This is a genomic window from Kribbella sp. VKM Ac-2566, assembly GCF_004366005.1.
Classification (GTDB): domain Bacteria; phylum Actinomycetota; class Actinomycetes; order Propionibacteriales; family Kribbellaceae; genus Kribbella; species Kribbella pratensis.
On sequence record NZ_SODT01000003.1, the window covers coordinates 108,235 to 124,094 of the forward strand.

Below are 15,860 nucleotides of genomic sequence, written 5' to 3' on the forward strand. Positions count from 1 at the left end.
ACGAACATCCTGTGCGGTCGTGCCAAGCACACATGTGTCAAGGACCACCGGCCGTCCACAGCGATAGACACGGGTGGCCTGGGCGTTGTCGAGGTCGATCTTGCTGATGGCAACCGACAGTCCCGAGTTAACGGTAATGCAGAACCTAACGCTTCCCGTTAGGACGATGATATTGTTCGTGTGGTTGTTACCTGTGGTGGACTGTTGGGAGATCAACCGTCGAGATGCCGATTCTGACTGTTCCGACTGTCGCCGTTCACCGCTCGTTCCTCGCCGCCTGGGACGAGTTCGGAGCGGAGGACGGGCGCCGGATGGGCGTGCATGTGTACGGGGACGGCGAGCAGGAGTGGAGTCGCGAACAGGCCGACGATCCGGCCGAGTTCGCGCGGCTCGTCGAGGGACTGCAGGCTGACGCATGGCCCCAGACCGTGCTGCCGCCGGGCATCGTGCACCAGACCGTCCTCTGGTTCGTCGAGGCCGGCGAGTGGTTCGGCCGTTTGTCGATACGCCACCGTCTCACTCCGGCCCTAACCGAGGTCGGCGGCCACATCGGGTACGTCGTACGCCCGTCGGCCCGGCGCCGTGGATACGCGACCCGGATGCTGGCCGAATCTCTTCCGATCGCGGCCGGATTCGGCATCAACCCAGCCCTACTCACCTGCGACGTCGACAACGTGGCCTCGCGCAAGGTGATCCACGCGGTCGGCGGTCAACTGCTAGACGCACGGTCCGGAAGACTGCGGTTCTGCGTACCGACACACATCCGAGGATTGACCGACCCAACAAGGCACGCATCGGACCAGCTGCCCCGAAGACGATGAATGCTCACCTGAGAAGGGTCTCCGGATCCGCGGCGTTCGCCTGGGCCTCGGCGCCTTTGTCGTTGACGTGCATGCTGTCACCACGCGCCGCACAAGCTGGCGTGCGTAAGGTACCTCGACGATAGTGACGCGCATGTGAACGGACGGATCGACAGAGTCCCCCGCCTGTCGCTCTCCGTTCCTCCACCATCCGTCTGCACGGCGATCATCGTGTCAGTGGCGCGCTGACGTGTGTGGACTGGGAGCTAGTCCGACGGCGCGCAGTCGGCGCAGTTCGGTGGCGGTACGGATCGCGCCGTGTCGCTCGATGACGGGTCGGATGGCTGTGAGACCTCGCGCTAGTAGCTTGCCGGCCAAGCCGGGCTCGCTGGCTGAGAACCCGATCGAGTCAGCTCATGTCTCAGAACCATGACTGCGACCACGAGAATCCGAACGCGGGCCTATTACCGCCCGTCGGGCTCTTGCAGCCCCTGGTTCGCGGGTGATGCAACCGGGTGATCGCCCCACCCAGTGACTAATGGTTGAGGAAGCGCCAACCAACCCCGGAGGATACGTGGCCACAGCGACGAGGAATTCATCGACTATGTCACTGCGCATCGTGGGCGGATGATGCGCATCGCGCGTCTGCTGACCACGGGTGACGCGCACTGGGCCGAGGACCTGGTGCAAACAGCTTTGGCCAAGCTCTACGTGCCGCTGTATAGAAATCGTATCGCTCTCCCGGCCCGGTCACGTCGTACCCCATGGCGGAACACGCCGACCAAGATCAACAGAGGTTCAGGAACAGGCTCTCAGACCTGATAACCACCACTGGCGTCGATGTACTGGCCGGTGAGCCAGGCGCCGTCATCAGACGCGAACGCTGCGACGACAGCTGCGATGTCGGCGGGCTCTCCGAACCGATTGAGCGCCGTGTCGGCTTCGACCTGCTTGACGAGGGCGGGGTCGGAGCGAGGACCGGCGGTGCCGTCGGTGATGGTCCAGCCGGGCGCGACGGTGTTGATGGTGATCCTGCGCTCACCAAGCGGAGCAGCAAGGGCTTGCGCCAGCGCGTTGGTTCCCGCCTTGGCCATTGAGTAGACCGGAGCCATGGCTGACGGACGCTTCGACCATCCCGAGGACATGTTGATGATGCGTCCTCCGTCGCGGAGCCGCTTAACCGCCGCTTGTGTCACGAAGAACGGCGCCCGGAGATGGATCGCGATGATCTTGTCGAAGGTGTCAGGTACTGAGGTTTCGAGGGTGTCCCACCCGCCGCTACCGGCGTTGTTGACGACGATGTCCAGGCCGGCGTTGCCGAGTCGCTCCGTCAGCTGCTTGTCGAGAGTGCTGAACAATGACGTGATCTCGTCGGGTTCCTCAAGGCGGGCCTGGATCGGGATTGGGATCGCACCTGCCTGCTGGATGGCTGCGGCGCAGCTCTCGGCGCTCGCACGGTCGGAGTGGTAGGTGATTGCGACGGCCCGTGCGCCGTCCTCGGCGAGCCGGAGTGCGATGCCGCGGCCTATTCCCCGCGACGCTCCGGTGACGAGCGCAACCTTGCCGTTGAGACGATTCGATGTCATGCCTTGTCTTCCTTTGTTCTCGTGCTGGTCGTTAGCAGCTGAATTGTCTGCGGCTTGCCTTGCTATGGGCTCGCTGTGCGCGTCACCTGATGTGGCGGGTCAGGAATGCCTCCTGTCTGTGCTTTAGATGAGCACCGGTGGCGACTCCACGTCGTGAACCCGAGATCGCCTTCGATGCGGGCAGTGCCGGACCCATGCCGCGATGTCCATGGCGTCGAGAAACTGCACAGCACAGACCACAGACAACGCCACTGTGGCCCGTCGGTGTGACCAGGCGCTTACTGTCGTACCTGTCGCGACTGATTCGATCGTGTGTCTTGCCTTCAGCGGGAAACTTAGCGGACCGATCAGTCCGGGACCGATCGGTCCGTAGCCTATTTGGCAAGCTGACATGTGTCAAACTTTGGAGTGCAAGCGAGAGAGGCAGACTGTGGCAAGGCAACCGGCGCCCGGTACTGGGGAGCGGATCCTGAAGGTTGCGTCGAACTCTTCAGCCAGCGTGGAGTGCGTGCCGTCGGCTTGCAGCAGGTGATCGACGAGTCCAATCTCGGCAATAACCTGCTCTACCGGGAGTTCCGAGCAAGGACGATCTTGTGGTGGCGTGGTTGCACGAGATGCGTGGTCTCTGGTGGAGGGAGACCGACAAGGTGTTCGACAGCTACCCCGGTCAGCCGGCTCGGCAGCTACTTGGGATCGTCGAGATGGTTCGTGATCACGTGGCAGCTGACGGGTACGTGGGATGCGTCTACCACAACACCGCCGCCGAGTTTCGCGATCCGCAACATCCAGGCCACCAGGAGTCGGTCCAGCACGCCGCGGAGATCCGCAAGCAACCCATCGACATAGCCCGGAAGGCCAACGCCATCGACCCCGAAGAACTCGGCGATGTGCTGCTCCTGGTCATCGACGGGATTTACGCCAACGGCGCGGTCCTAGGTCCGTCGGGCCCGATCGGACTTGGCGTGGCACTAGCCGAGCAGGTGATCGAGCGCTACTGTCCAGCGACCGAGCTGAGGCCGTGAAAGTTCCGGACATGTCAGGCAGGCAGACACTCCTGGCGCGGGAGATGGAACCGATTTATGCAATCGCGATCATGGGGCATCGCTCCGCCGGTGACCCGGCCCGCGCGCAAGTGCCCCACCCCACCGGACGGCGCACGTGTACGAGCTGCCGCGGTAAGACCCCGGGACACAGGGTCCTTACCCGCTAGACACTCGGTACTGGCCCGCCGCGCCACGAAGGCACTGCTCGCCGGCCGACAGCGATGTCGAAAGCAGCGACACCAAGCAGCCTGGTGGAGTCGAGCAGGGGAAGTAACGAGATGTCCTCGGTGATCAGCAGCGGGATCTCCGTGCAGGCCATTGCCACGACGTCGCAGCCCTCCTTCTCCAGCCCCTCGATCACCTGCCGGCATTCGTCACGGGATGCCTCGGAGATGACGCCGTTGACCAACTCCTCATAGATGATCCGATCGATTAGTTCGCGTTGCTGAAGCGGCGGGACGACGTGACGTAGTCCTCGGTCTGCAAGCGCCCGCCGATAGATCGGGCCGTCCATAGTCAGCTTTGTGCCCAGTACACCGACAACCTGCCGCCCGTCGCGCACTGCTCGATCGGCAACGACGTCCGCAATGTGCAGACCGGGCAAGGCCAATTCTGCACCGGGTTCTTCCAGCGCCAGGTGGGCCGTGTTGCACGGGCAGACGAAGAAATCCGCGCCTGCACTCACCAGCCGGTCAACGCTCTGCGCCAGCACCGGCCGGATCGAGGCGTAGTCGCCACGGTCCCAGGAGGGGAGGCTGCGTCCCATCGCGATACAGTCAAGGGTCACATCGGGATGCAGATGCGGGCCGATCACGCGGAAGCCTTCCTGACAGAACGTCAGGAAGCACAATGCAGCGCCTTCTGTGGTATGCGCAAGGATGCCCGCGTGAAGAGGCTCTCCAGAGCCGGACGACGCCTCTGTTGCTTGAGTCGTCGATGTCAGGCCTCCAGCTCTCATCGTCACTGATCCTCCCAACAATGCTCACCGCCTCGCTCGTCCCCTCGCTGCGGTCAGCCGATGTTGGCCTGCTGCGACACGACAGTTGATCCCGATGATCCCTAGGACGACGAACTGAACTGTACGTCCGCGCTGGCAAACCGCGTGATTCAAACTTTGAACTACAGGTTCCCTGTTCACAGGTCGAGACTCGCGGCATGGACATGTCAGATCCCGCGCCGCGTACCGTTCTGGATCAGATCGGCAAGACCGCGTTGCTACCACTGCGTCGGCTCGGACCGCGAAACGGATCTCGGATCCTGCTCAAGCTGGAGGACGGCAATCCGACCGGAAGTATCAAGGATCGGATGGCGCTGGCGATGATCGAGGCCGCGGAGGCAGACGGCAGGCTGCAGCCGGGTGGCAGGGTAGTCGAGTACACCGGTGGCAGCACGGGGGTCTCGCTGGCTTTGGTCTGTGCTGTCAAGGGATACCACCTCGACATCGTCAGCTCGGACGCATTCGCCGCCGAGAAGCTCGCCCACATGCGAGCGCTCGGTGCCGAGGTACACGTGATCGCCAGCGATGACGGCCGTATGACGGAGAAACTTACGCGCGACATGATCGAGGCGGCCCGGGTCATCACCGCGGAAAACGGCGGCTTCTGGACCGATCAGCTGAACAACACCGACCAGTTGCGGGCTTACCACTCGATGGCGGACGAGATCTTCGATCAGACCAATGGCGAGCTCGATGCGTTCGTGCAGATCGTAGGTACCGCCGCTTCGCTGCGGGGCATCGCCGAAAAGCTTCAGAAATATGACGACTCGATCACCGTGGTCGCGATCGAACCGGCCGAGTCCGCTGTCCTCTCCGGGCACCCGACTGGTGCGCACAAGATCGACGGCGTCGGCGCTGGCTTCGTCGTCCCGTTGTGGTACGACGATGTGGCTGACGTGATCGAGTTGGTGTCAACAGAGGAGGCGTCGGCGATGGCGGTGCGGCTGGCTCAGGAGGAAGGGCTATTCGCCGGCACGTCGACGGGAGCAAATGTCCTCGTCGCACTGCGCCTGGCCGAACGGCTTCCCCCGAACTCGACGATCGTTACAGTGATGTGTGACACCGGCATGAAGTATCTGAGCAAATGAGCGCCTCTGCCACGACGGCGGATCTAGCTGAGGTGTCGGTCATAGCCCTAGACATTTTCGGCACTGCTGTCGACTGGCGAACAAGTGTTTCCGAGCAGGTCGCGCAGATCGCCGGTCGGACAAACACCGAGCTGTCTCCGGGCCGCTTCACCGACGAGTGGAGAGACCGCTACCTGCCGGCCCTGGAGGCAGTCAACAGCGGTACACAGCCATGGCGGACCCTCGACGCCCTGCACCGGGAAGCTCTCGACGACCTCCTCGACGCCTACGACGTCGGCGACGACTTCGACGAGACAGCACGCCGGGACCTGGTTCTGGCCTGGCACCGCCTGACACCGTGGCCCGATGTGGCAGATGGCTTGGCCCGCCTCCGCCGCCGATACACCGTCGTTGCTCTGTCCAATGGTGGCGTGGCTCTACTGACACACTTACTCAAGGACGCCGGCCTACCGTTCGACTGTCTCCTGTCAGCCGAAATATGGCAGGCGTACAAGCCTCAAGGGCAGGCATACCGGGCAGCGGCTGAACTGCTCGCCATCCGCCCTGAACAGATGCTGATGGTCGCCGCACATACATGGGACATCGACGGGGCACGCCGAGCACGGCTACGCACGGCGTTCCTTGAGCGACCACAGGAAAAGGGCCCAAACCGCACCGCAGACCGCGCAGCCGACACAACTTGTGACCTCGCAGCGAGCAGCCTGACAGAGCTCGCGCACGTGCTCGGCTGCTGACCGGCGTCTGGACCTGCCCGATCAACGAAACCTGAAGGAGTCGACCTGGCAGCCCGATCGCTACGAAGAAGCCCGTTCCGGCGGCCATGAGGTTCAGGCGACCGGCGTGCCGGTGAGCCCAGAACTTACAGGCAATCTCGCAACATCGCCATCAGGATGTCGCGTACACGGCATAGGTGTAGACAGCAGCGCTGCAGTAGCTGGGCGACCGGGCCGCGCAACTCGGCCATCAGGCCACTTGTCGTTCAGGCGACTCTTTCTCCTCTCTTTGGGTCTATCTGATTGACGGGTGATCCATGGGGAAGGACGACAGGGGATGGAACTCGACCGCGCCTTCGAAGGTACGCTGGCCGTCCTGGGCAAGGTTCAGCGCGAGCAGTTCGAAACGCGTACGCCGTGCACATCGCGGGACATTCGCGCTGGTGAATCACTTCGTTGGTACGGCGCGCGGGCCGTTAGCATCGCTGAGAGCGGCGAGGTCAACGTGGCGGACTATGTGCCGGGGTTTCGTTGCCGGGTACAAGGAAAGCATCCGGATGGCGACCGCGGGGTTCGAAACCGACGGCGCTTTGGAGAAGGCAGTGCGCCTGCCCTTCGTCAACTTCCCGGGGTCCCCGCAAGGAATTCACGACCCGTCTCGGTCACCGAGACGTCCGACGACGCTGCGGCGAGCGCAGGTTACCGAGCGGTGCCACGATCGTTGTACCTGCCGCCAAGCATTCCGGCGCTGTCGCCGAGACTCTGGGCACCGGTGCCCCCGTCGCGGATCTCCGGCAAAACCTCGATCGTGTGTGCCACGCGTCCGGTCCTGGCTTGCCCTGCGGACTCGGCGCTCAGGTTTCTCGCGTCTCGGTGTCCATATCTGTAGTGGCTAGATTTACGAGGAGGCACCGTGAGTACGAATGTCCGAACACCCCGTGCTACCGAGTCGAAATGGGTGCTTGCGCTGGCCTCGGTCGGGTCGTTCATGGTGGCACTGGACGGGCTTGTTGTCATGACGGCCCTCAGCACGGTCCGACGTGACCTGGGTGCCTCGGCGGCAGAGTTGGAATGCGCGGTAAACGCCTTCACGCTCAGCTTCGCTGTACTCCTCCTGACTGGGTCCGCGTTAGGTGACCGCTTCGGTCGACGTCGGATTTTTGTCGCTGGCCTAGCGATCTTCACCGGAGCGTCGGTGATGTGTGCCTTGGCGCCAGACGCCGTCTGGCTGGTCGCAGCGCGCGCCGTCCAGGGATCAGGAGCGGCGCTCGTGACTCCGGTTGCAATGGCCATGATCACCGCAGCCTTCCCGCCGGAGCAGCGTGGGCGGGTGCTCGGTATCTACAGCGCCGCAATCGGTCTGGCCGTCTTGTCGGGTCCGGTCCTGGGCGGTGCAATCACAGAAGGCATCGCCTGGCAGTGGATCTTCTGGATCAACCTACCAATCGGCCTGCTCGCAATCGTTCTAGTCTACGCACGCGTCGGGGAAAGCTTCGGGCCGCGCACCGCGGTTGACTTGCCGGGAGTTGTCCTCGTCACAGGGGCATCACTCGGTCTCATCTGGGGCTTAGTCCGAGGCAACGACGCCGGCTGGAGTAGCCTCGAAGTGATCGGCACCCTCTCGGCCGGTGGTCTGCTCAGCATCGCGTTCATCACCTTCGAGCGGCATGCTCCGCAGCCGATGCTGCCGATGCTGCTATTCCGATCACGAGCCTTCGCGGCCGGCAACGCGGTGAGCTTCCTCCTCTTCGCATCAAACCTCAGCGGTACCTATCTCCTCGCCCAGCTTTTCCAAGAAGCTTTCAGCCAGGGACCGCTTGAGGCGGGGCTCCGGCTCCTGCCATTGACCGCTGCGCTGGCTGTCTTCGCACCCGTTACCGGCCGAATCGTAGACCGGTTCGGAGCACGACCGCTGATCGTCACCGGCCTGACAATGCAAGCCGTTGGAGCCACATGGCTGGCCGCAGTCACTGACACGACCACCGCGTACGCCGGGCTCGTACTGCCGATGATCCTCATCGGCACCGGCACCACCATGACGATGCCCGCCTGCCAGAAGGCCGTCCTCGGCACAGTCACGCCAGCCGACATCGGCCGAGCAAGCGGGACATTCTCGACGATGCGCTGGTTCGGCGGCACCTTCGGCCTTGCGGTCGCTCTCGCTGCGTTCATCGGCACCGGAGGCTACGGCTCACCCCAAGAATTCCTCGACGGCTTCGTACCCGCATGCGGCGTAACCGCCGGACTCGCACTCCTCGGCGTCGCAGCGGGTGCCGTCATCCCACGAGCCCGCTCGACCGCATCAATCGACCCTGTCCCAGCACCCGCCACACACGCAAGCGATGGACCTGCCGCCCAGTAACTGTAAACCAGAAGGCGCACCTCGCCGAGTTATCGGCGAAGTGCAGCCAGCCGAGGCACGGACAGCTCCATCTCAATCGCGCTAAAGCCTAGGCTGCTTACTGCCTGCTGGTCGCTACCTGCCGATGCATTCGGCGAGGCATCGGCGTATCTGTGATCGACGCCTTCCAGTACGGCGGCAACCGCCTCCACCCGGTGCGACTACGTACTCGGCGTAGGCACCGGGCGGCGAGAAGGCGCACCTGTACACGTTGTCAGCTGGCTGGAGTCGCGCCGTCTGGTCGAGGGGCCGCTTCGACCAATCCACACGAGTTCATCCCCAGAACGAACGGCGTACGCGCTTCAACGAACCTCGGCGGGATCACCCGCAAGATGCTGACCCAGACGCTCTGGGCACTGGAACGAAGTGGTCTCGTGAACCGCACGATCTTCCTCTGGATCGCCTCGCGTGGAGTCACCGAACTCGCGGTCGAGTCAGCCTAGTCGGGTGAAGCGGATCCGGCGGGCTCGCGGATCTCCGAGGCGAAGCTGTGAATGATCCGCTGAGTAACGCAGCACAACCTCCGCCTGATCGGAGCCGATGAGGAACGGTACCGAGATGAGGAACAGCCCGGGGCCGAGCGGATGCATGTCTACCGTGGCAGAACCGCGGACCACCGTGGTCGGGATACATGACGATGCCGTCGGATGCGCGCGCGAACCGGAACTGTCTGTCGTCGCTCACGAAACACTCTTCAGCGTCGAGATGAAGCCACACGTAGGCCGCACCGGACCGGACCATGAGCTCGCCATCGACCACTTGAAGTCGAACACGGCATGGCCGTCGTCATCCAGGTGTCGCCCCGCAGACCGTCCAGGTCTGCGAGCTGTGGTCGTCGGACTTTCGGCGGAAGTCCGCTGTCAGAGCTGTTCAAGCTGTCGGGGTCGTCCAACAGCAGGCCGATCATCCTCTGCGCCAGTATCTGCGCAGGCATCTGCGCTGCGTTCGACAAGACGACGGAAGCAATCCCCCGGTCGGGCAGGACAAGAACATGAGCGCGATAACCCGCATCACGGCCTGAATGGGACAGTGACGGGATGCCGAGATACTCCTCAGCCGTGACACCTAAGGCATAGCTCAGGTCTGTACCGTCCTGGAGGGTGAAGCCACCCTCCAGGACGCCGCGGACTTTGGGCGTCATGACATGGAGGACCCACCGGGCGAGATCATCGACGGTCGTGTTGAGGCTCGTCGCGCCGGCATTGGAATATGACAGGGCGATGCGGTCGTGTTCGCCGTCCGGTCGTCGGAAGTAGGAGTCGGCCCGCTGCGCGACGATGCCGTGATGGTCGTCGAGGAACAACGTCCTGGTGATGCCGAGTGGTCCGAAGATGCGGCGGGCACAGAACTCGCGCACGCTCTCCTCGGTGACCGCCTCGATGATGGAGCCGAGCAGGGTGTAACCGGAGTTGCTGTAGCTGTACTGCGACCCGGGAGGAAGTTCAGCTCTTGCTGCCGACCGAGCAACGTGAGGATGTCGTCAGTCGTGATCACATCTTCCAACCGTCGTCCGCTGAGAAGGGTCAGCGCGCACTGATCCCGCAAGCCGCTGGTGTGGTGGATGAGATGTCGAATCGTGATGGCAGCGAATGGTTGCTGGCGACCGTGAACGGGTTGCCGGTCGACTGCCCGGTGACGGCGCGAGAGATCCGGCGCGTGCAGTTCACTCCGGTCCGGTTGACCGAGGGGTGCGACGTGACGGACGCGACGCATTCCTCGACACCGCCGAGGAATGGTTCAGCGGCCGCTAGACCACGATCTCGGCCAGGAGCTCGGCGGGTTGGGATAGCATCGGCCAGTGGCCGGTCTGCATCTCTCTCAGGTGCCACTGCGGCGACCTCAGCTGCTCCTGGACATCGGGCGAGGGCGTTTCGCCCGCCATCAGGCACTTGATGTACGTCGTCGGCAGCTCGCCGATCGGCCTGGTCAACCGTGCCGGTTGCGTCAGCGTCAAGCCCGGATGCGGCGTACTGCGAGACACCAGCTGGCTGATTGCCTCCTCGGACAGGTCCTGGTCGACAAAGTGCTCCGCCTCCGCCGGCAGCCACGTGCCGTCGCCCTCGATCAGCTGCTCCGCCAGCCACGCCCGCTCGTGCGCGGGCCAGCCGTCGGCGAAGGACAGGCCGTCAGCCGGAATGCTCGAGTCGACATACACGACCCGTTGCAGCCGATCTCCGCTCCGGCCGGCCGCCTGCCCGACCGGGATCCCTGAGTAGCTGTGCCCGACCAGCACCACGTCGTACAACTCGTTGCCCTCGACCACCGAGACGATGTCGTCGACATGCTCTTGCTGCCCCACCCGGCCCGCGTCCGGCCCACCCCGCTCCGCCAGCCCGCTCAAGGTCACCGCGTACACCGCGTGCCCGGCACTCCGCAGACTCTCCGCGACGGCGTCCCAGGCCCAAGCCCCCAGCCGGGCTCCCGGCACCAGTACAAACTCACTCATACCGCGCACAGTAGACCAAGTCAGTGAGGTGCCGCCCGTGGAGACGGTGAACTTCTCGAACCACACCAGCAACGGGGCATGGCGTGGTCCCATGATCAGCCCGGACGACGTGCGAGAGGTTCTGCTGGGGATCGAGGACCGCGGAGTCCTTCCGCAGATCGACGTGGTGCTCTCGGGCCACCAGGGTGGCGAGGGAATCGCCGACGTGATCCTCGAAGACGGTGAAGCGGGTGAAGGCCGCCAATCCTGCGGCGGTGTACTCCTGCGACCCGGTGATGGGGAACGCGAAGTCCGGGTGCTTCGTCGCTCCCGCCATCCCGGTGCTGCTGCGCGATCGGGTGGTTCCGGCAGCCGACATCATCGCGCCCAACCAGTTCGAGCTGGGCTTCCTGACCGGCACCGAGACGGACACGCTCGAGTCCACGCTGGCCTCGGTGGAGCTGGTCCGCGCGAAAGGACCCCGCCCCGCGCCCGTGCAGGATGAGGGTCGGGGCGGGTGATGGTCGGCAGACCTTCCCGCGCGTGTGTTGCTCGGAACCAGGTGCCAGCCCTTCGCGTACGCCGGTATACACGCGTCTCCGAGGACTCGGCACGGGCGGGAGCTCGTGGCGAGCCAGGTCGGGTGTACACGAGGTTGAGCAGCACGCGATCGGTTCGCTCCGGGTCCGAGAGCGGCGGATCTCCTTGCTGCGTTCGCATCCGGCGTTTCGTCCCGGTGACTTGCATCCGAGGACCAGGGCGCTGCTGGCCGACAAGACCGGCAACGACGAATTCACCAACACCGACGTGACGTTTCATGCTTGCCGGTCTCTGTGACGCCGGCGCGCGATCTGGCGGCCCCCTGGAACTCATCGCCGCGGACACCCTCGATGACCGAGGCTCTAAAGAACCTCTGACGTTGCCTTTGACAACAGAGTTACGTCATAAGGTTGTTGCGTGTTGCTCAAATGGATCCGGTGCACAGTGAATGGTCGGGTCGAATTCGACCGCCGGCAGAGGGCCTGGGCCGATCTCCGTGGCTTCGCGGGGTTTCTCGGTCAACGTGGCGGCTGGGATCGCGCCAACTCGAGCGTTGCCCACGTGTTCGGCCTGTGGGCGGACCGGGCAAGCTATCAGGCTTTCATGAGCGGACCGCACGACCTGATCGCCAGTCGTCAGGCCAATACCTTTACTGACGTCGACGTGCTGTTGTACGAGACTCAGCAGACCATTGGCCACACTCCCGAAGAGGTTAATCGCCAGCAGATGCTTCGAGTCGCGCGATGCAAGGTCCACGCGGGTCGCGTCTCCCATTTCACCGAGGTTCAAGCATCCGTCTGGAATCCGGGCATGATTCGTACGCCTGGCTTCCAGGGTGGAGTCTTCGCTCAACGTGAACTGAACGAGTTCCTGGTTGTGACGCAATGGGAGAACTCAGATGCACATGATGAGTATCTGCGAGAGCGCTTTCCAGGTTTGCGCGAGCACGCCACACCAGATCTCGATGTGCAATCGATCATCGGTCATCAGATCGTCCTTCAAGCCACCTGGTACGTGCCGGGCACGCCCAGCTAGTGCCCGTCGGCCGCTGGTTCGGTGCAGTAGGCGGCGAGAATGTCGAGGATCTGGTCGGCGGTCTTGGTCCAGACCAAGGGTTTGAGCATGTCCCTTCTCGTCCACCGCCAGCAACACCGCGTTCTCCGGCTGGCTCACGTACAACCTGACGAAGCCGCGGAACCAAGGCCGCGAACAATGGATCCGTGGACAGCTTCCAGGTCTGACCGCGTGCGGCTTCAGACTAAACCTTGCACCATCGCGCGAGCCAGGTGCAGGCCCGGGCAGACCGAGGTTGCCAGGTCGGACATCACCGATGATGGCAGATCGAGCGATGCCAGACACGTCCAGAGTTTAGGTTGGGTGGCGTAACCGTCGACGAAACTGAGGCAACGCCTGCGTACCGTATGGGTACGGAAGCGGTCGATCGCTGACCTCTGTCAAGCGGTCCAACTGGTCCGGGGCGAGCGACCATCCTGTAGCGCCAAGGTTGTCGCGGAGCTGGTCAACTGTGCGCGCCCCAAAAATCGGTGCCGTCACCCCCGGCCGCTGCAGCAGCCATCGCAGTGCCACCTGTGCCGGAGTTCTGTCGACCTCGTCAGCGATCGCCAGTACCTCATCAATGACACTCCACGTCTCCGGCGTGGCTCTGCTATGCCAGCTGCCATTTGCCTCGACCCGGGTCCCGGCCAGTGGGCCGTCCATACCACGCTTGTACTTCCCCGACAGCCACCCACCGGCGAGCGGCTGGTACGCAATCAGACCCGCGCCCTCTTGCTGACAGACCGGTACCAGCTCCCACTCCGCATCCCGGTCGAGCAGGTTGTAGAGAGGTTGCAGGCATACGAATGGCTCCCATGCGTGCTGGCGTGCCAGATCGATCGACTTCTGGAACTGCCAGCCGGTGTAGTTGGAAGCTCCGACGAACCGGACCTTGCCACTGCGCACGAGTCCGTCCAGCGTCGACAGCGTTTCCTCGAAGGGCGTGACGTCGTCGAACACGTGAATCTGGTAGAGATCGATGTAGTCGGTGTGGAGCCGTCGCAGACTTGCGTCGACCGCGCGGAGAATGTGCTTGCGCCCTGCGCCCTGTACGAGTCGGCCAGGCGCGGCCTCGCCGTAGACCTTGGTCGCGACCACCAGGTCGCCACGGGACCGATTCTTCAGCCAGTTCCCCAGGATCTCCTCTGACGTGCTGTACCCATAAACGTCAGCAGTGTCGATAAATGTGCCTCCCGCATCAACGAACTCATCGAGCATGCGATGACATGCCGGCTCGTCAGCCTCCTCACCAAACCGCCAGGTACCGAGGCACAACTCACTGACCTCAAGCCCCGTCCTTCCAACAAACCGATAGTCCATGGCGATAGAGGATATGACCTGGTGCGCGCTCCAGCACAAGCCCCGATCGCCAGCGCCGCACGTCTGACGTCTTCTCTCGGTTGGGGCCCGTCTCTCCTCGCCCGGCCGATACACGAATCACCGCACCCGCACGGCCGCGGATGGTCGAACGCGGCTCGTAGCCCGGCCGCAACCGGCGGACACCGATCTGTCGGGTGACCGTCCTACACATTGTCGTAGCCCAGGGCAACGACCTCGTCGAATAACATCTAGGCGGCAGCTAAACGTTGTTTGGGCTCGGACTTGCGGAGCTGGCCCCGATGCCTGTTAGGGCGGGCCGAGCGTCCCAGTCGTCGCGCCAGGCGCCGCTATCACCGCCGTGACCATAGAGAGAGCCCGGCGAGGTGGGCGGGTTTGCTGTGCCGTTGGCGGGGCACGGGTGATGCAAGATCGAACAACAACACTCACCAGAAGGAGGATCCACTCGTGCCCGAGCAGAACGGAACTCGCGTCTGGTTCGTGACCGGTGCATCGAGTGGCTTCGGCCGTGCGATCTGCAAGGAAGTCCTCGACCGCGGCGACCGGCTGGTCGCCACCTCGCGAACTCCGGACTCGCTGGACTACCTCGCCGACGGTGCGCTTACCGCACGTCTCGATGTCACCGATCCCGAAGAAAGCCCGTGCCGTCGTACAGCAGACAGAGCAGGACACAGGCGGCGTCGACGTCGTGGTCAACAACGCCGGGTACGGGCACGTTGGCGCCGTCGAAGAGCTCACTGACGACGAACTGCGCCGCCAACTCGAGGTCAATCTGTACGGAGTGATCAACGTTACCCGTGCCGCGCTGCCGTACTTCCGCATCCGCCGGTCCGGCCGGTTTCTGCAGATGTCGTCACTCAACGGCATCGAGGCACTCCCCGGCGGCGCCTACAACACAGCCAGCAAGTTCGCGGTCGAAGGCTTCTCCGAAGCACTCGCCGCCGAAGTAGCCCACCTCGGGATCGGCGTCACCATCGTCGAACCGGGACCGCATCGTACGTCGTTCGCAAGTGCCGGCTCGATGCGGTCGACCGAACCGATGCCCGCATACGCAGAAAGCGTCGGCGAAGTCAGGCAACTCCTCGCGCAGCTCGACGGCAACCAACCCGGCGATCCAGTCCGAGCAGCACACGCGATCATCGACGCGGCCACCAGCGACGACCCACCACTGCGGCTACCACTCGGAAGCATGGCCTACGACCACATCCGCGCCAGACTCCATCAACGAATCGACGAACTCGAAGCTGTCGCGACGCGCGGCGCTACCGACTTCTCCAGCACTTGACTCGCCGCTCGTATCAGCTGAGACACAGCCGTACGGCTAGGTGTCGATCCGGGCGTGGTGGCGGAGAGGGCGAACCGGATCCGATGTGAGGGCCGGTCCCATGCCAGCAAGCTCGGTCGGCCACCTTGCCACCTTCCTCGGCCTCCCGTCTGAGTGATGACCGAAGCCACGGGATCATTGAGGAGACAGAGCCGGGTCGGCGTGAGCTGCTCGCGCGCTGCTGTCGACGAACTCTGGCCCAGTGAACCTGACGACGGCTGGATGCGTATGTCAGTAAGGGCAGCACGAGCGTGTGCGATCCCTCAGGTCGCTTCGAAGCTGTCGACCGTCCTTTTAAGTGAGGAGCCGTATGTACATGAAAGTCCGCAAAGCACGAGCCTTGACGCCCCTTGTTGTTGGCCCTCGGCACCGTCGTGGCGGTAGCTCCACCCGCCGACGCTAGGACCGTGGCTGCCAACTCCACATCCTCTTCAACTGCTCGGAGCCGTGGTCACTGTCAACGGCAGACGAAAACTGACCCCCTTGCGGCAGTTGAAAATTGACCCCTTGGTGGTCATGGTTCCTCGGTGTTGGCGGCTGGGACGCGGC

General features: G+C 63.7%; 15 protein-coding genes and 1 pseudogene. 11 read left to right on the plus strand and 5 right to left on the minus strand.

Annotation, left to right across the window (positions count from 1 at the left end):
• The first annotated feature begins 224 nt into the window (after window positions 1–224).
• Both EV647_RS02950 and EV647_RS43615 read left to right on the plus strand, forming a co-directional pair.
• Complete coding sequence (locus EV647_RS02950; RefSeq protein WP_133998010.1) at window positions 225–821, plus strand: GNAT family N-acetyltransferase; 597 nt, start codon at window positions 225–227, stop codon at window positions 819–821.
• Between the two features lie 576 nt (window positions 822–1,397).
• Window positions 1,398–1,622: a sigma factor gene (locus EV647_RS43615; RefSeq protein WP_370342213.1), complete on the plus strand. Its 225-nt coding sequence runs from the start codon at window positions 1,398–1,400 to the stop codon at window positions 1,620–1,622.
• Here the strand turns inward: EV647_RS43615 and EV647_RS02960 are convergent.
• Window positions 1,613–2,386 carry an SDR family NAD(P)-dependent oxidoreductase gene (locus EV647_RS02960; RefSeq protein WP_133998013.1) on the minus strand — a complete coding sequence of 258 codons (774 nt, stop codon included), beginning with the start codon at window positions 2,384–2,386 and terminating at the stop codon, window positions 1,613–1,615. The two genes, EV647_RS43615 and EV647_RS02960, sit on opposite strands and share 10 nt — an antisense overlap.
• 596 nt (window positions 2,387–2,982) lie before the next feature.
• Here EV647_RS02960 and EV647_RS42795 point away from each other — a divergent pair.
• Window positions 2,983–3,408, plus strand: a complete 426-nt coding sequence (locus EV647_RS42795) for a hypothetical protein (RefSeq protein ID WP_238176999.1) — start codon at window positions 2,983–2,985, stop codon at window positions 3,406–3,408.
• A 184-nt stretch (window positions 3,409–3,592) separates the two neighbouring features.
• On the opposite strand, the gene EV647_RS02970 is transcribed toward EV647_RS42795, so the two are convergent.
• Window positions 3,593–4,387 carry an aspartate/glutamate racemase family protein gene (locus tag EV647_RS02970; protein ID WP_133998019.1) on the minus strand — a complete coding sequence of 265 codons (795 nt, stop codon included), beginning with the start codon at window positions 4,385–4,387 and terminating at the stop codon, window positions 3,593–3,595.
• Window positions 4,388–4,584: 197 nt separating this feature from the next.
• On the opposite strand from EV647_RS02970, the gene EV647_RS02975 reads away from it, so the two are divergent.
• The 4 genes from EV647_RS02975 (at window position 4,585) to EV647_RS43340 (ending at window position 9,071) form a co-directional block, all read left to right on the plus strand.
• The gene (locus EV647_RS02975; RefSeq protein ID WP_202876025.1) at window positions 4,585–5,514 is read left to right on the plus strand and encodes a PLP-dependent cysteine synthase family protein; all 930 of its coding nucleotides are present in this window, start codon (window positions 4,585–4,587) and stop codon (window positions 5,512–5,514) included.
• On the plus strand, window positions 5,511–6,248 hold the full coding sequence (locus EV647_RS02980) for a haloacid dehalogenase type II (protein ID WP_133998023.1): 738 nt from the start codon (window positions 5,511–5,513) through the stop codon (window positions 6,246–6,248). The genes EV647_RS02975 and EV647_RS02980 overlap by 4 nt, the downstream gene beginning before the upstream one ends.
• Window positions 6,249–7,140: 892 nt before the next feature.
• Window positions 7,141–8,589, plus strand: a complete 1,449-nt coding sequence (locus EV647_RS02985) for an MFS transporter (protein ID WP_133998026.1) — start codon at window positions 7,141–7,143, stop codon at window positions 8,587–8,589.
• Between the two features lie 194 nt (window positions 8,590–8,783).
• Entirely contained in the window at window positions 8,784–9,071 is a 288-nt protein-coding gene (locus EV647_RS43340) for a winged helix-turn-helix transcriptional regulator (protein ID WP_255517893.1), read from the plus strand.
• A gap of 251 nt (window positions 9,072–9,322) precedes the next feature.
• Here the strand turns inward: EV647_RS43340 and EV647_RS02995 are convergent.
• Together EV647_RS02995 and EV647_RS03000 are read right to left on the minus strand one after the other, a co-directional pair.
• Window positions 9,323–10,066 (minus strand): annotated as a pseudogene (locus tag EV647_RS02995) (serine hydrolase domain-containing protein); the annotation flags it as partial.
• A gap of 309 nt (window positions 10,067–10,375) precedes the next feature.
• Window positions 10,376–11,074, minus strand: a complete 699-nt coding sequence (locus tag EV647_RS03000; RefSeq protein ID WP_133998032.1) for an alpha/beta fold hydrolase — start codon at window positions 11,072–11,074, stop codon at window positions 10,376–10,378.
• Window positions 11,075–11,295: 221 nt separating this feature from the next.
• On the opposite strand from EV647_RS03000, the gene EV647_RS42800 reads away from it, so the two are divergent.
• The gene (locus EV647_RS42800; RefSeq protein ID WP_238177000.1) at window positions 11,296–11,574 is read left to right on the plus strand and encodes a bifunctional hydroxymethylpyrimidine kinase/phosphomethylpyrimidine kinase; all 279 of its coding nucleotides are present in this window, start codon (window positions 11,296–11,298) and stop codon (window positions 11,572–11,574) included.
• Between the two features lie 436 nt (window positions 11,575–12,010).
• On the plus strand, window positions 12,011–12,628 hold the full coding sequence (locus tag EV647_RS03010) for a DUF4937 domain-containing protein (RefSeq protein WP_133998036.1): 618 nt from the start codon (window positions 12,011–12,013) through the stop codon (window positions 12,626–12,628).
• Window positions 12,629–12,961: 333 nt separating this feature from the next.
• Here the strand turns inward: EV647_RS03010 and EV647_RS03015 are convergent, their stop codons facing one another.
• Complete coding sequence (locus tag EV647_RS03015; RefSeq protein WP_133998040.1) at window positions 12,962–13,969, minus strand: aldo/keto reductase; 1,008 nt, start codon at window positions 13,967–13,969, stop codon at window positions 12,962–12,964.
• Between the two features lie 498 nt (window positions 13,970–14,467).
• Between EV647_RS03015 and EV647_RS43480 the strand changes: the two genes are divergently transcribed.
• On the plus strand, window positions 14,468–14,728 hold the full coding sequence (locus tag EV647_RS43480; RefSeq protein WP_305016637.1) for a hypothetical protein: 261 nt from the start codon (window positions 14,468–14,470) through the stop codon (window positions 14,726–14,728).
• Complete coding sequence (locus tag EV647_RS03020; RefSeq protein ID WP_305016638.1) at window positions 14,613–15,272, plus strand: SDR family NAD(P)-dependent oxidoreductase; 660 nt, start codon at window positions 14,613–14,615, stop codon at window positions 15,270–15,272. Before EV647_RS43480 ends, EV647_RS03020 begins: the two co-directional genes overlap by 116 nt.
• The last annotated feature ends 588 nt before the right edge of the window (window positions 15,273–15,860 follow it).

What these genes read in the sequence shown, in the direction of transcription:
- EV647_RS02950 (WP_133998010.1), top strand. Translation starts at nt 225, where the DNA reads ATGCCGATTCTGACTGTTCCGACTGTCGCCGTTCACCGCTCGTTCCTC.
- EV647_RS02960 (WP_133998013.1), bottom strand. Translation starts at nt 2,386, where the DNA reads ATGACATCGAATCGTCTCAACGGCAAGGTTGCGCTCGTCACCGGAGCG.
- EV647_RS02970 (WP_133998019.1), bottom strand. Translation starts at nt 4,387, where the DNA reads ATGAGAGCTGGAGGCCTGACATCGACGACTCAAGCAACAGAGGCGTCG.
- EV647_RS02975 (WP_202876025.1), top strand. Translation starts at nt 4,585, where the DNA reads ATGGACATGTCAGATCCCGCGCCGCGTACCGTTCTGGATCAGATCGGC.
- EV647_RS02980 (WP_133998023.1), top strand. Translation starts at nt 5,511, where the DNA reads ATGAGCGCCTCTGCCACGACGGCGGATCTAGCTGAGGTGTCGGTCATA.
- EV647_RS03000 (WP_133998032.1), bottom strand. Translation starts at nt 11,074, where the DNA reads ATGAGTGAGTTTGTACTGGTGCCGGGAGCCCGGCTGGGGGCTTGGGCC.
- EV647_RS03015 (WP_133998040.1), bottom strand. Translation starts at nt 13,969, where the DNA reads ATGGACTATCGGTTTGTTGGAAGGACGGGGCTTGAGGTCAGTGAGTTG.